The organism is Sphingopyxis sp. BE235, from assembly GCF_031457175.1.
GTDB lineage: Bacteria > Pseudomonadota > Alphaproteobacteria > Sphingomonadales > Sphingomonadaceae > Sphingopyxis.
In genome coordinates this window covers 134,836-149,837 of the sequence record NZ_JAVDWC010000004.1, presented here as the reverse complement: position 1 = coordinate 149,837, position 15,002 = coordinate 134,836, and the positions used below count along the sequence as shown (strand labels likewise).

Below are 15,002 nucleotides of genomic sequence, written 5' to 3'. Positions count from 1 at the left end.
GAGCCTGCGCCCGAACAAGAGGATTTTCATGCCCCGTTTCCATCGTTTCGCGCTCGCTCTGGCGGTCACCACGTCGCTTGTCGCCGCGGGCCCCGCGCTCGCCAAGGCGAAGGCCGCCAACCCCGCACCGATCGCGGATCTCGTGAAGGCGGTCGATATTCCGTACGAGGCTTTCACGCTCGACAACGGCCTGCGCGTGATCGTGCACGAGGACCGCAAGGCGCCCGTCGTCGCGGTGTCGGTGTGGTACCGCGTCGGGTCGAAGCATGAGCCGAAGGGCAAGACGGGCTTTGCGCATCTGTTCGAACATCTGATGTTCAACGGGTCGGAAAATTCGCCGGGCGACTTTTTCGAACCGCTGCAACAGGTCGGCGCGACCGACAGCAACGGGACGACGAACGTCGACCGCACCAATTATTTCGAGACGGTGCCGACGGGTGCGCTCGACCGTGCGCTCTTCCTCGAAAGCGACCGCATGGGGCATCTGCTCGGCGCGGTGACGCAGGAAAAGCTCGATAACCAGCGCGGCGTCGTCCAGAATGAAAAGCGTCAGGGCGACAACAATCCCTATGGTCTGCTGCGCTACGAGATTTTCGAAAATCTCTTCCCGACCGGGCACCCCTATCACCACAGCACGATCGGTTCGATGGGCGACCTCAATTCGGCGAGCCTCGGCGACGTGAAGAAATGGTTCACCGACAATTACGGCCCGAACAACGCCGTGCTCGTGCTCGCGGGCGACGTGAATGTCGCCACCGCGAAAGCCAAGGTGCAGGAATGGTTCGGCGACATCCCGCGCGGCCCCGAAATCGCGGCGCCCAAAACGTCGATCCCGACGCTGCCCGCGCCGCTGGCGAAAGAGGTCAAGGACCTCGTTCCCACGACGCGCATCTATCGCATGTGGGCGATCCCCGGCCTCAACGATCCCGAGGCGGTGCCGCTGCAGATGGCGATGGGCGTGCTCGGCGGCCTGTCGTCGTCGCGGCTCGACAATGCGCTCGTACGCAAGGACCCGGTCGCGGTGAGCGTTTCGGCGGCGGCGCAGCCGTTCGAAGATGCCGGCATATTGCTGGTGCAGGCCGATGTGAAGCCGGGCGTCGACCCCCAGCTCGTCGCATCGCGGCTCGACGCCGAAATCGCGAGCTTCCTCGCCAGCGGGCCGACCGCGGACGAGTTGCAGCGCACCGCGGCGAGCTATCTGGCGGGCACGATCTCGGGGCTCGAATCGGTCGGCGGTTTCGGCGGCAAGGCGGTGACGCTGGCCGAGGGCGCGCTCTATTCGAACAATCCTGCCTATTATAAGGTCGAGCTCGACCGCATGGCGAAGGCGACCCCCGAACAGGTCAAGGCAGTCGCCAATAAATGGCTGTCGCGCCCGGCCTTCTCGCTGACCTACACCCCCGGCGAGCGCACCGAGGGCGGCGAAAATCGCGGCGGCGCGGTGACCGCTGGCAAGGTGGCCGCACCGGTCCAGCCCGACCGTTACTGGAACGAGGCGCTCGGCGACGTCGGCCCCGATACGGGCGGTGTTTCGTCGTTCGCCGACCGTTCGCAGCTGCCCGCGGTTGCCGACCTCAAGGCGCTCGACTTTCCCGCGATCGAACGCACCAAGCTGAAAAACGGCGTCGAGGTCGTTTTCGCGCGGCGCACGACGGTGCCGACGGTCAATGTCGCGGTGAGCTTCGACGCGGGCTATGCCGCCGATCCGCACAATGCATTGGGCACCCAGTCGCTGATGCTCAGCCTGATGGACGAGGGCACGACGAGCCTCGATTCGATTGCCTTTGCCGAAGCGAAGGAGCGGCTGGGCGCGCAGATCGACGGAACCGCCAATGCCGACGAGACGGTGTTCAGCCTGTTCGCGCTGAAACCGAACCTCGGCGCCTCGCTGAGCCTGCTCGCCGACTATATCCGCAACCCGGCGTTCGACGCCAAGGAACTCGAGCGCGTTCGCGCGCAGCAGCTCAACCGGCTGAAGGCCGAACTCAACAACCCGAACGCGATCGCTTCGCGCATTTTGACGCCGGTGCTGTACGGCGCCGACCATCCCTATGGCATTCCGCCGTCGGGACTTGGCAACGCGAAATCGGTGGCGGCGGTGACGCAGGGCCAGCTCGCGGCGTTTCATGCGGCGTGGATCCGTCCCGACAATGCGCGCGTGTTCGTCGTTGGCGACACGACGCTCGCCGAAGTGAAGAAACAGCTCGATACGACGCTCGGCCAGTGGCAGGCGCCCGCGACCGCGAAACCGGTCAAGCATTTCGAGATCGCGATCCCGGCGCCACGCCCACGCATCCTGCTGTTCGACCGGCCGAAGTCGCCGCAGTCGGTGATCCTCGCGGGCAAGGTGCTCGACGCCAAGGGCGGCGACGATCTTGAGGTTTTGCGGTCGGCGAACGATATTTTCGGCGGCAATTTCCTGTCGCGCTTCAACACCAATTTGCGCGAGACCAAGGGCTGGTCCTATGGCGTGCGCAGCCGCATTTCGGGCGACCAGGACCGGTTGACCTGGGTCGCCGCGGCGCCGGTGCAGGCCGATCGCACGGGCGATTCGATCAAGGAACTGCAGAGCGACCTCAAAAGCTTCCTCGGCGACAAGGGTGTGACGAAGGAAGAGCTTGAACGCACGATCAACGGCAGCGTCCGCGAACTGCCCGGCAGCTTCGAAACCTCGGGCGACGTGCTCGGCGGAATCCGGCAGATCGTCAAGTTCGGCCGCCCCGACAATTATTACGAGACGCTGCCCGCCACCTATGAAGCGATGACCGCGGCCGAAATCGATGCGGCGGCGCGCAAGGCGCTCAGCACCGAGGGTCTGGTCTATGTCGTCGTCGGCGATGCCGCGGTGGTAAAACCGCAGCTTGACGGATTGGGTCTGCCGGTGGAAACGGTGTCCCTCGATAACTAACATCAGTTTCAGTAAGGAGAGCCCATATGTCCCAAGTCGATGGCAGCTATGATTGCGTAACCAAGTCGCCGATGGGCGACCAGAAGTCGGTCTTTACCGTGAACAGCGACGGCGGCGGCTTCACCGGCCAGAACGCCGGCGCGATGGGCGCGCTCGACGTCGAAAATGGCAAGGTCGACGGCAACAAGCTGACCTGGACCATGAACATGAAGGTGCCGATGCCGATGACGCTCGAATGCGAAGCGACGATCGACGGCGACGCGCTGACCGGCACGATCAAGGCCGGTGCGTTCGGTTCGATGGCGATGACCGGCACCCGCCAGGGCTGAGCCACGCCTCACGAAAAGCGAAGGGCCGTCCACTCCTGCGAAGGGCGCGGGCGGCCCTTTTGCTTTGCATAGCAATGCCCTTTGGGTTTGCGGCCATTCGGGGACTATCCAAAGCGGCGGCATGGGCGCATAGGCTGCCGCCATGCACAAGCCGGCCCAATCCCCCCAACGGAGCCTGCCGGGCGACCGTGAGATGGTGGTCATGATGGCGATGGTCATGGCGCTGAATGCGCTCGCCATCGATTCGATGCTGCCCGCACTGCCCGCGATCGGCGAGGCGCTGGGCGTCACCGTCGCCAATGATCGTCAGCATGTCATCTCGGTCTACCTGCTCGGTATCGGCTTCGGTTCGCTGCTGTACGGCCCGCTGTCGGACCGGTTCGGGCGCAAGGGCGTGCTCGTCCCCGCGCTGTTCGCCTATCTCGCACTCTCGATCGGTTGCGGCCTCGCGACCAGCTTCGCGATGCTGCTCGTGCTCCGCTTCATCCACGGGCTGGTCAGCGCGGCGCTCGGCGTCATTGTGGTCGCGGTGATCCGCGACCTGTTTGCGGGCGATGCGATGGCGAAACGGCTGTCGCTGATCTTCCTCGTCTTCATGATCGTACCGATCATCGCGCCGACGATCGGCGCCGGGATCGCCGCGGTGGCGGGCTGGCGCGCGATTTTCGTCGTGCTCGCGGTGATGTCGATCGTGATGCTGTTTTGGCTCCGCCGGCTTCCCGAGACGCTCGACCCCGCCGATGTCCGCCCGCTCGACCTGCGCACGATGATCGCGGGCTGGGCGACGGTGACGCGGCATCGCCGCGCCGCGGGCTATATGATCGCCTCGGGGATGATGCAGGGCGCGCTGTACGGCTATCTCAACAGCAGCGAGCAGATCATCGCCGAAGTGTTCGGCGCGCAGGCGATGTTCCCGCTGATCTTCGCGTGCGTCGCGGTGGGTATTGCGATCGCCAATTTCTCGAACGCCGCGATCGTCGAGCGCTTCGGTGCGCGCCGCGTGTCGCAGGCGGCGGTCTTTGCCTTCATGGCGACCTCGATCCTGCAGATCGTCGCGGCGCTGAGCGGGGTCGAGACGCTGTGGATGTTCACTGCGCTGATGATGGTGAACGTCGGCCTCGTCGGCTTTATCGGCAGCAATTTCGGGTCGATCGCGATGGAGGATTTCGGGCATATGGCGGGCGTCGCGTCGTCGTATCAGAGCTTTGCCAAGACGTTGCTCGCGGCGACCGTTGGCGCGACGATCGGCCAGCAATATGACGGCACGACGCTGCCGCTGGCCTATGCCTTCCTGATCAGCGCGGTCGTCGGCCTCGCGCTCGTCTTCTGGGCCGAGCGCGGCAAGCTGTTCACCCGGCCGGGAACGGCACCTAAAAGCCCTTATTAACCGCCCTCTCTGCTTTGGGGTGGAAGGTGAGTATCCCTACATTCGTCATTCCCGCGAAAGCGGGAACCCAGGGGCAACGACAGCTCGCTGGGTCCCCGCTTTCGCGGGGATGACGAGTAAGAAGTGGAGCGCCTGCTTTCGGTCGCCTACTCGACCCTATCCAGATTGAAGATCGTAACACGCCATCCAATGTAAATAAACACCGCAACGCCAGTGCAGCCTAGTATGGCATACAATGCGCCTTTGGCGTCTCCTTTACTGAACCGTTCAACGACCGCCGCAACTGCAAACAGGGCAATTAGAAAAAGAACAACCGGAGCGAATAGATTTGTAAATCGTCTCATCACGTTCTCCAGTTTAACATAGCGGCCTGAATGTGAGGGCTACCACGTCGCCACATATTGCCGCAATCGGTTGATAGCAGCTGTGGACCCATTCGATGCACTCGCCAAAAAAGAAAGGGGGCCGAAGCCCCCTTTCCCTTATCCTTCGAACCGTCAGTTGAACGACGGGGCCGGCGGGACCGGCGGCGGCGGTGCGTCGGGGTCGTCCTCGTGCACCTCGATATGTCCCTGACCCACATGGCTGCGCGAGCGGCTGTAGGCGAAGTAGACGACGAGGCCGATGCCTGCCCAGATCAGGAAGAGGTTGATGCTCTTCTGGTCGAGGTTGAAGAAGAGATACAGGCAGCCCGCGATCGCGATCGGCGCCGTGAGATAGATCAGCGGCGTCTTGAACGGACGGTGACGGCCCGGATCGGTCCGGCGGATCACCATCACCGCGATCGACACCGCAGCGAATGCGAAGAGCGTGCCCGAGTTCGAGATATTCGCCAGCTGCCCGACAGGGAAGAAGGCGGCGAACAGCGCGACCGCGATGCCCGTGATGATCGTGATCACGTGCGGTGTGTTGAACTTCGGATGGATCTTAGAGAAGGCTTTCGGCAACAGGCCGTCGCGGCTCATCACGAAGAAGATGCGGGTCTGGCCGAACATCATCATCAGGATGACCGACGGCAGCGCGAGACCGGCGGCGAGGCCGATCAGATTGCCGACCTGCGGCCATCCGATTTCACGCAGCGTCCACGCCAGCGCTTCCTTCGAGCAGACCACCGCCTGATCGCCCATCGCGGCGCAGGCAGCGGCGAGTTCGCGGCTGCCTGGTTCGAGCGCATGGGCGCCAGCCGCATCGATGCCGACCGGCTGTGCGCCGACCGAGCCGATGACGCCGGCGGCGACGAGCAGGTAGAAGATGGTGCAGATCGCGAGGCTGCCGATCAGGCCGATCGGCATGTTGCGCTGTGGGTTTTTGGTTTCCTCGGCGGCCGTCGAGACCGCGTCGAAGCCCACATAAGCGAAGAAGATCGATGCTGCGGCGGCGCCGATACCGCCGAAGCCGAGCGGCGCGAAGGGTTCGAAATTCTCCATATTCATCACGGGAACTGCGAGGACGACGAACAGCGTCAGCGCCGCAACCTTGATGACCACGAGAAACGCATTGACCGTCGCCGATTCGCGGGTGCCGATGACCAGAAGCATGGTGACGAGGCCGGCAATGAACATCGCGGGCAGGTTAATCATGCCGCCGTCATATGGCCCGAGCACCAAGGTAGAAGGTATGTCTATGTTGAAGGCATTTTCAATCAAGCCGACAACATAGCCCGACCAGCCGACCGAAACGGCGCCCGCGGCGACCGCATATTCGAGGATCAGCGCCCAGCCGACCATCCATGCGATCAGTTCGCCCATCACGGCGTAGCTATAGGTGTAAGCCGAGCCCGACACGGGGACCATCGAGGCCATTTCGGCGTAGCAGAGCGCCGCGAAAGCGCAGACGAAGCCAGCGATGATGAAGCTGATCATCATGCCCGGGCCGGCCTTTTGCGCCGCTTCGGCGGTCAGCACGAAAATCCCGGTCCCGATGACGGCGCCGATCCCCAGCATGGTGAGCTGAAAGGCCCCGAGCGTGCGCGTAAGCGACTTTTTCTCCGCTGTCGCCAAAATGGCATCCAACGACTTTACGCGGTCAAATAGCATGTTCTTCCCCTTTGGGGCGGCTGAGCTGCCGCCGTCTCATGGCGGGGCAGACTAGCCGCTCCACGCGTCAGCGCAACTTAATTTCATGGGGTCAACGCTGCATTCGACGAGGACCAAGGCCGCTTACCGTACGGTAAAGCGCACTCGGTCAATCATTCGGCCGCCTGGATCAACCAGCGTCAGCATATGGGCGCCGGGGCGCGGCAGGATTTGCTGCCCCGCATCGGCATCACCGAGCGGTGTCTTGTCGAGGATCAGCCGGTATCCGGCGACCGATCCGCTGACGATGACCGCGAGCCGCTGACGGTCGATCGGGATGTCGGGGTCGAGCGCGTAGACGCTGCCGCTGACCGGGCTGGTGATGCGCGGACGGCGCGCCGCCTGCGGCGCGGCCGCCATTTCGGTCTGCGCGGTGCCGGCGAGGAAATATTCGCGGCGCGGGGGCTCGCGCGTGCCGGGGAGGCTGATCCGGCGCGCCTCGACGCCCTCGGGCATCGCGGGCGGCTTGCCGGGGCGGCCGGTGTGGAGCGCCATCATCACGTCGCGCCAGACCGGCGCGGCGCCCGAGGTGCCCGAGACGGCGCGCATCGAATCGCCCTCGAGATTGCCGACCCAGACAGCGACGGTGAAGCGGTCGGACCAGCCGATGCACCAATTGTCGCGCATGCCTTTTGACGTGCCGGTCTTGGCGGCGGCCCAGAAGGGGAGGCGAAGCGCGCTGTCGGCGCCGAAGGCGTCGGTGCGGGCGGCGGCGTCGGCGAGGATGTCGCCAACGATGAAGGCGGCGGCGGGGTTGACGATCTGGCGTGCCTCTTCCGCTTTTTCGCCGCGCAGGAAATGGACGGGGGCATAGCGGCCAAGGTTGGCGAAGGTGCGGAAGGCGTTCGCTTGTTCGACGAGCGACACTTCGGCCGAGCCGAGCGCGAGGCTGAAGCCGTAATATTCGCCGTCCTCGACGAGGCCGTGATAGCCGAGCGCCCAGAGGCGGTCGCGGAACTGCTGGACGTCGTCGATGACGAGCGCGCGGACCGCGGGGATGTTGAGTGAGCTGGCTAGGGCGTGGCGGACGCTGACTGGGCCCTTGAAGCTGTGGTCGTAATTCTTGGGGACGTAGAGGCCCGAGGCGGTGTCGAGCTGGACCGGGCTGTCGTCGAGGATCGACGCGGCGGTGAGCCAGCCATGTTCGATCACCTGCGCATAGAGATGCGGCTTGAGCGTCGAGCCTGCCTGCCGCCGCGCGTTGGCGCCGTCGACCGACGCCGCGGTCGATTTGAGCCCGACGCCGCCGACATAGGCGAGCACTTCGCCGGTCGCATTGTCGAGCACGACGACCGCGCCGTCGCGCACGCGGTCCGAGCCGAGCCCCGCGAGCTGGCGGCGCAGCGCGACGATCGCTGCGGCCTGGATGCCGCGGTCGATCGTCGTGGTGACGCGCTTGCCGGGCTTGTCGAGCAGGCGGACGGCAAGATGTGGCGCGAGCGCGGGGTCGAAGCGCGCGGCATGTTCGCCCGAAACGAGGGTCGCGGCGGCGGCGCGGATTGCGGTGCAGTCCTTTGTCTGCGCGATGCGGCACGCGCGGCGACCGAGCGCTTCGGCGCTGGCGGCGGGGTTGGGGAGGAGGCCCGCGAACAAGGCGGCATCGGTGCGGTTCAGCTCGGCGGGTTTCTTGCCGAACAGGCTTTGCGCGCCCGCGCCGATACCCTGCGCCTCGCCGCGCAGGGGGAGGAGGTTGAAATAAGCCTCGAGCATCTGTTCGTGCGACCAGTTTGCCGCGAGCGCCTGCCCCGCGCGCATCTGGCGGAGCTTGGTGCGCCAGTCGCGTTTGCCGGGCTGCGCGAGGCTGGGATCGAGGAAAGCGGCGAGCTGCATCGGCAGCGTCGAGGCGCCGCGCGAGCGGTCGCCGGTCCAGCGCGCGCGCGCGGCGCTGGCGATGGCGAGCCAGTCGACGCCGCCGTGCGACCAGAAGCGGCGGTCTTCGCTTTGTACGACGGCGGTGCGGACCGCGGGGCTGATCTGGTTCAGCGGCACCCATGCGAGGCGGCGGCGTTCGAAATTGACGCGCTCGCTGTCGAGCAACTGGCCGTCGCGGTCGTAAAGCCACGCTTCGCTTGGGCGCCAGTCGGCGCGGACTGCGTCGAAGGCGGGCATTGCCGGGGGACGGGTGAGGAGGTGAGCGGCGGTGACGAGGATGAGCAGGGCGAGGGCGGCCCAAGCGAGCGCGTCCCGCCAGCGGCGTTTGCGGGTTATTGCCATCAACTGGCCTATCCGATGAAATTCTTCGCCGGTCCCTCAATTTCCGTTCGCATCGAGCCAAGTCGAGATGCCCATCGGTTGTATGTGCCTTTGGGGTGTCTCGACTTCGCTCGACACGAACGGAAGAAGGAAGGGCGGGGCTGCGTCACTGCCCGACGCTCGCCACCGTCAGCGGAGCGTTCGGCCATTGGCCGCGGATCGCGGGCGAATACATCGCCTCGACGCGCGTCGGCGGCAGGGTGAAGCGGCCCGAGCCGTTGAGCCGCACGACATATTCGACCGCATGGGTGCCCGCGGGCATCCAGCCGAAATAGCCGCGCCAGCTGTCCTTGCCGCGTTCGACATAGCTCGGCTGCGCGCCCGATCCGCCCGCCTGCTCGGCGAGCATTTCGGACTGGCCACCGAGGTTGCCGACGATCGTCGCGCCCGGCGCGATCGGATCGTTGATCACGACCCACGTCCGGCCCGCGGCCGCGACGACCTCGATCCGCACCTTGATCACGTCGCCGCGCGTCAGGCGGTCCTTGTTCGCCGCCTTGACGATGCTGACCGAGCGCTTGATCCGGTAGCCCGCGTTGAGCGGTTCCTTGAGCGGGACCGCCGCCTTGACGCTGACGGTGGCCCACGGCGTGCCGGTGCCTTGATGGCTCAGGCTCATCGTCGCGGCGTTCAGCGCGACGCGGAGTGGCGACACGGGTTCGGCGGGCAGCGGCCAGCTTTGCGAGGCGGTGCCGCCCGCTAGGCCGATGTTGGTGACGCCGGTGATCGCGTTCGCCGGATAGAGGTCGGCGAAGCGGCGGACGGTGACCGCGCCCCACGCATTGGCGGGGGTAGTGTCCCAATGGCCTTTGCGCTGGCGCTGTGCGACGCCGACCATCAGCTTGCCCGCGTCATCTTCCCAGCCTTTGCGGCCGAGCACGGCTTCGAGCGCTTTGATCGCCATTTCGTCGCCGCTGGTCATCATCCACCAGGGCGCGCGCGCGTCGTCGACGAGGTCGAGGCGCGTGCCTTCATAGACGAGGCGTTTGCGGAGTTCGGCCTCGGCCGCGGTGCGCAGCGCGGGTGCGCCCCGCACGCCCGGCGTCTTCTCGATCGCGACGAGCCAGTCGGCGAGCGTGCCGGTCGCCATATCGACCGGCGCGACGTCGATCGCGGCGACTAGGCTGGCACTCGACGCATTGTTGCGCGCGAGCGCCGCCAGGGCTGCGATGCGGACCGGGCGGATGTCCCACGGGCCATAGCCCTTGCGCGTCAGACGCCCTTCGACAACCGCCTGCAATGCCTTGACCATCTTCGCCTTCGACGCCTCGGGGATCGCGAAGCCGTTCGCGGCGGTCACGCTCATCACATAGGCGGTGAGTTCGATCGACCCTTCCATCCGTTCGTTGGGCCAGTAGCGCAGCAGCCCGTCGTCATCGAGATAGGTCGGCATCGCCCCGGCCAGCGCCTGCCAACGGCCGACATCGCCGAGCGCCACTGCGCGCGACGTCGACTGTTCGAAGCAGTTGTACGGATAGGCGCTCATATAATCGCGCACCCCCGACAAGGGCGGCGCCAGCGTGCCCGCGAGTGCGACGTCGACATAACCGCCGGGCAGCGCGCCCGCAGGGATCGCGATCGGCAGCGTCGTGTTCGAGCCGACGCGGAACAGGCTGGCAGCCCAGGTTTCGACCGGGATCGCGGATTCGACCTGCTGCGCGAAGACGAGCCGGTCGCGCGCCTTGCCGCCCTTGGCGACCGCGTCGACGGTCCATTCGATCGGACCGGTGGTTTCGGGGGCGGTCATCGACCAGCTGATCGGCACCGCGCCCCCCGCGGGGATGGTGACGGTGAGCGGCGGCGCGGTCGCGACGGCCGGCGACAGCGTCGGGGTCGCGGTGACCTCCATCGGCTGATCGGTGCCGTTGCGCAAAGTGAAGCGCGCATCGTACGTGTCGCCGGTGCGCACCAGTTCGGGCATGCCGGCGAAGACGCCGAGATCCTGCACGGTGCGGACGGTCGTCTCGCCGGTGCCGAAATATTGCGACCCGTCGGTCGCGATCGCGACGAGGCGGAAGCCCGAGAGATTGTCGCTGAGCGGTACGTCGACGCTCGCGCGGCCCTTGGCGTCGAGCGGGACATTGCCCTTCCACACCAGCACGGGGCGAAAGTCCTCGCGGGTGAGGCCGGACAGGTCACCGCCACCACCGCCGCCGGGTTCGAGCGCCTTGCGGCCGTAGTGGCGCTTGCCGACGACCTGCATCTGCGCGGTCGAGGTGAGCACATCGAGCGTGCGTTCGCCCATCATCGCGTCGATGACCTGCCAGCTTTCGTTGGGCGCGAGCTGGAGCAGTGCCTCGTCGACCGCTGCGAAAGCGACGTCGGCATTCTTCGGCGCCTTGCCGTCGGGGGTTTTGACCTCGATCGCGACCTTCGCGGTTTCGCGGACCGAATATTTCTCCTTGTCGGCCTTCACCTTGACGCCGAGCTGATGGCCCTCCCAGCCGACCTTGATGCGCGCGATGCCCATGCGGTAGCTCGGTTTGGCGAGGTCGACGAGCGCGGTCGGGGGAGCGCCCTCGCTATTCTCGATCTTGAAGCCGACCGCGCGCTTCATCTTGCGGAACCAGCTTTCGTTACCGGTGACGCGCCCGCGCACCGCCATCACCGAGACATAGACGTCGGGGGCGTAAGTCGCGGGAAGCTTGACCTTCACGACCGGGTTAGTGCCCTTGAGCGGCACAACGAAGCTGGAGAGCACGCCTTCGCGTTCGATGGTGACGAGCGCGGTCGCTTCGCGGAACGGCATGCGGACCTGGAAGCTCGCGGTGTCGCCCGCGGCATAGCGCGGCTTTTCGGCGATCACGTCCATGCGGTCGCCATTGTCGCCGCCGAACCACCAGTCGTCGTCGCCCGCGAGCCACACCGAGCGGACCGCGCGCGCTTCGTTGCCGTCCGCGTCCTGCGTCGTCGCGACGACGGTGACTTCGCCCGAGATACCGGGCGCCATCGCGCAGCTGGCGCGGCCGAGCTTGTCGGTCGTCGCCGAGCAGGTCGCATCGAGCTTCGTCGTGCGCATCTGGTTGTCATAGGCGTAGAAGCCGCCGATCAGGCGGCGGCGCGCGGTGATGATCTCGCGATTGTAGAGCGCGACCTGCACGCGCTGGCCCGCAATCGGTTTGCCGTCGAGGTTCAGCGCGATGAAATTGAGGCGGAGGTCGTTGTCGCGCATCAGCCAGCCGTCGGTCTTGAGCCCGAGGCGGACGGCCGACGGGTAGAGGGTGATGCGGCGGCTCGACGTCAGCGTCTCGCCATTCGCATCCTCATAATCCATTTCGGCGGCCATCAGCGTCGGTTCGGTGATCGGCTGGTCGACCGTGACATTGGTCGTCGCGGCGCCATTGGCGTCGAGCTTCAAGGGCACCGAGCGTGCGAGCGGCAATTCGGCCGACGGCTCGTCGCCGCTGTCGTCGAGCTGGACGACGCCCTCCTTCACCGGCTGGCCGTCGAAATCCCAATCCTTATAATCCTCGGGCGGCGACCAGCTCGAGCGGAAATTGGTGCGCAGTTCGACCGGGATATTGGGCGCGGGACCGCCCGAAAGATAACCGACGAACAGGTTCAGCGGCACCGCGGCGGGGCGGACGAGCGCGGTTTTCGGCCCGGTGATCGTCGCCTTCATCGTCGGCAGTCGATATTCGTCGACCTTGACCGACTGGCCCGACCAGATCGTCTTGTCCTCGCCGTCCTTGTCCTTGGTGACGAAGACAAGCTCATAATCGCCCATGGGGGCCGATGCGGGGACGTTCCAGACCGTCTCGCCGCTGCCGGTCGCAGCGATGGCGAAGGGCATTTCGAATTCGGTGTCCGAGCCGCGGTGGACGAGGCGGAGCTTGCCCGACAGCGCCTCTGGGGTCCGGAAGCCAAGGCCGACCGGGCGGCGGAGCAGATGCTTCATATGCACCGTCTCGCCCGCCTGCACGAGCGCGCGGTCGAAGACGGTGTGGAGGATGTCGTTCCGCTCCGACCAGCCATAGGGGAGGTCGAAATCATAAGGGCGGATGCCGTTGCCCCAGTCGGTGAGCGTGAAGCTGAAATCGTCGCCCGAGCGCGCGCTGACCATCAGCGCGTGGCCTTCGCTTTTCGCCATGTCGGGGGTTTCTTCGCAGCTCGAATAGGTTTCGGGCTGCGGCAGCCCGCCCGCGAAGGCGAGGCGGCCCGCCTTGTCGGCGGTGCCGCGCGCGAGCAGGCGGCCGGTGCAGCTGTCGGAGACGCGGATTTCGGCGCCCGCGACGGGAAGGCCGGTGTCGAGGGCGGTTACCCACGCGAGCGAGCCCTCGCGGCCCCATTTGAAGTGGACGGCCATATTGGTGACGAGCGCCGCGGTCGCGACGTAACGCGTCGACTTGCGGCCGAGCAGCGCGGCGCCAAGCTCGGGGCTCGCGATCTCGACGACGTGAAAGCCCTTTTCGCCGAGCGGGATGCCGACGACCTCGAATTCCTTGCCGCCCGCAGCAGGCGCGAGCTGCATGTCGCGGCGTTCGCCGCCGGCGGGGGCATCCGCGAACACCGATTTGGTGCCGGTGTAATTGACCGTGACGTCCTTGCCGGCAGCGTTCTTTTCCTCGCGATAGTCGGTGTCGTCGGCGTCATCGACACGCTTCAGCCAGCGCGCGATCGCGGCATCGTCGTCGCCGACCTTGAGCGCGGTCGCGGGCATTTTGAGATTTGCCTGGACGAGCGAGCTTTCTACCCCGCGCACGGTTACCGGCAGCACGCCGCCTTCGCCGGCTTCGAGGATGCCGAATTCGGCGGCGAATTTGACGAGCGGCGGGGCGCGGTCGATGTGGAATTTCAGCGGGAAGTTCGACTGGTTCTGCAGCTTGCGGCCGCTCTGGTCGGTGACGTCGGCGGGCAGCACGAGCGTCGCGTCGACATTCTGCGGCAGCGGACCGGTGAAGCGGACGGTCGTCAGCCAGGCGTCATTCTTGTCGTCGTCGTCGATCTTGGGCGTCAATTTCTTGCCGTCGGCGGTGTTCAGCGTCGCGGCGAGGATCGTTTCGCGCGCGACGGGCGACGCGAAGCTGAGTGTCACATCCTTGATCGGGTTGCAGCCCGCCTGCGGGTTGATCCGGCTGCACGACATTTTCGCGGTGAAGGCGGGGCGCACATCATGGTCGAAGCGCTGGTCGCGCCCCGCGGTGCGGCCGGGGACACCGGCTTGTGAAATGCGCGCGTCCCAGACGAGCGCCATCTCGCGTCCCGGGGGCAGCGGGCGGCGGCATTTGACGGGGACGATGCGGTCGAGCGCGGCCTCGCGATCGGCGCCCGCGGCGGGGAAGCGCTGCGGCAGGCCGGCGTCGTAGGTGAAGGACTGGCGCGACCAGTTATTGTCGCCGAGGCCGGTCAATATCTGCGTTGCTGTGTCGCGTGGCAGGACGTCGACGGGGATTTTCTCGCCGATGCCGTCGACCGCGCAATAGGCGAAGCGGCCGACCGAGGCGCGGTCGGCGGCGACATTGGTCGCGACGAGGAAGATCTGCTGCTCCTCGATATCGCCGTCCATCCCGCCCGCGAGCACGGCGCGCGCCGAGGGGCCGCCGGTGTCGAGCGCGAAGCGGCTGTTGCCCGCGACCGACACGCCGCGCGCAGTCTTGAGCCCGTCGCGGAGCTCGACATGGCAGGCGAGCCCGCCGGGAAGCGGTTTATCGAATTCGAGCACCCAGGTGCGCGTGTCGACCCAGCGGCCCGACGAGGGGAGTTTGCAGTCGTTGGTCGCGGGGGCTTGGGCGCGGGGGTCGCCGAGCGGGACCATGTCTTCGGAGAAACGCAAGGTGAAGCGGGTGATCGTGCCGTCGCCGGTGCCCGAGCTGCCGGGGGTCGCGAGTGTGACCTGCGGGACGGTGTCGGCGGCGGTTGCGGCCATCGCGAGGGTGAGGGGCAGGATCAGCGCCAGTTTTGCCTTGCCGGCCAATGCTGTAGCCAGCGCGCGCCATCCCTTGCCCATCGTCAACTCCCCGTTCGGTCCGAACATCTATCCTGCTGGAAACAGGGGACAGAGTCCACCCGTTGCCGCATATCGCACACGGTTAGTCGCGGTCCGGGAAATT

Annotated in this window: 6 protein-coding genes; 3 read left to right on the top strand and 3 right to left on the bottom strand. The window is 66.3% G+C overall.

Features of this window, described 5'->3' with window-relative positions; genetic code table 11:
- The first annotated feature begins 28 nt into the window (after positions 1-28).
- From J2X38_RS17080 to J2X38_RS17070, 3 genes are all read left to right on the top strand, one after another.
- Positions 29-2,908 carry a pitrilysin family protein gene (locus J2X38_RS17080; protein WP_310255750.1) on the top strand — a complete coding sequence of 960 codons (2,880 nt, stop codon included), beginning with the start codon at positions 29-31 and terminating at the stop codon, positions 2,906-2,908.
- A 26-nt stretch (positions 2,909-2,934) separates the two neighbouring features.
- A complete protein-coding gene (locus J2X38_RS17075) occupies positions 2,935-3,237 on the top strand; it encodes a hypothetical protein (protein ID WP_058537459.1) in 303 nt (100 codons plus the stop codon).
- 202 nt (positions 3,238-3,439) lie between these two features.
- The gene (locus J2X38_RS17070) at positions 3,440-4,624 is read left to right on the top strand and encodes a multidrug effflux MFS transporter (protein ID WP_310255748.1); all 1,185 of its coding nucleotides are present in this window, start codon (positions 3,440-3,442) and stop codon (positions 4,622-4,624) included.
- A gap of 497 nt (positions 4,625-5,121) precedes the next feature.
- On the opposite strand, the gene J2X38_RS17065 is transcribed toward J2X38_RS17070, so the two are convergent.
- The 3 genes from J2X38_RS17065 to J2X38_RS17055 form a co-directional block, all read right to left on the bottom strand.
- A complete protein-coding gene (locus J2X38_RS17065; RefSeq protein WP_310255746.1) occupies positions 5,122-6,660 on the bottom strand; it encodes an amino acid permease in 1,539 nt (512 codons plus the stop codon).
- Positions 6,661-6,783: 123 nt separating this feature from the next.
- Positions 6,784-8,913: a penicillin-binding protein 1C gene (pbpC, locus tag J2X38_RS17060; protein WP_310255744.1), complete on the bottom strand. Its 2,130-nt coding sequence runs from the start codon at positions 8,911-8,913 to the stop codon at positions 6,784-6,786.
- Positions 8,914-9,058: 145 nt separating this feature from the next.
- Positions 9,059-14,899: an MG2 domain-containing protein gene (locus tag J2X38_RS17055; protein ID WP_310255742.1), complete on the bottom strand. Its 5,841-nt coding sequence runs from the start codon at positions 14,897-14,899 to the stop codon at positions 9,059-9,061.
- Positions 14,900-15,002: the final 103 nt, after the last annotated feature.

Excerpts from the sequence above, each read along its gene's own strand:
- J2X38_RS17080 (WP_310255750.1), top strand. The coding sequence starts at position 29 with ATGCCCCGTTTCCATCGTTTCGCGCTCGCTCTGGCGGTCACCACGTCG.
- J2X38_RS17075 (WP_058537459.1), top strand. The coding sequence starts at position 2,935 with ATGTCCCAAGTCGATGGCAGCTATGATTGCGTAACCAAGTCGCCGATG.
- J2X38_RS17070 (WP_310255748.1), top strand. The coding sequence starts at position 3,440 with ATGATGGCGATGGTCATGGCGCTGAATGCGCTCGCCATCGATTCGATG.
- J2X38_RS17065 (WP_310255746.1), bottom strand. The coding sequence starts at position 6,660 with ATGCTATTTGACCGCGTAAAGTCGTTGGATGCCATTTTGGCGACAGCG.
- pbpC (WP_310255744.1), bottom strand. The coding sequence starts at position 8,913 with ATGGCAATAACCCGCAAACGCCGCTGGCGGGACGCGCTCGCTTGGGCC.
- J2X38_RS17055 (WP_310255742.1), bottom strand. The coding sequence starts at position 14,899 with ATGGGCAAGGGATGGCGCGCGCTGGCTACAGCATTGGCCGGCAAGGCA.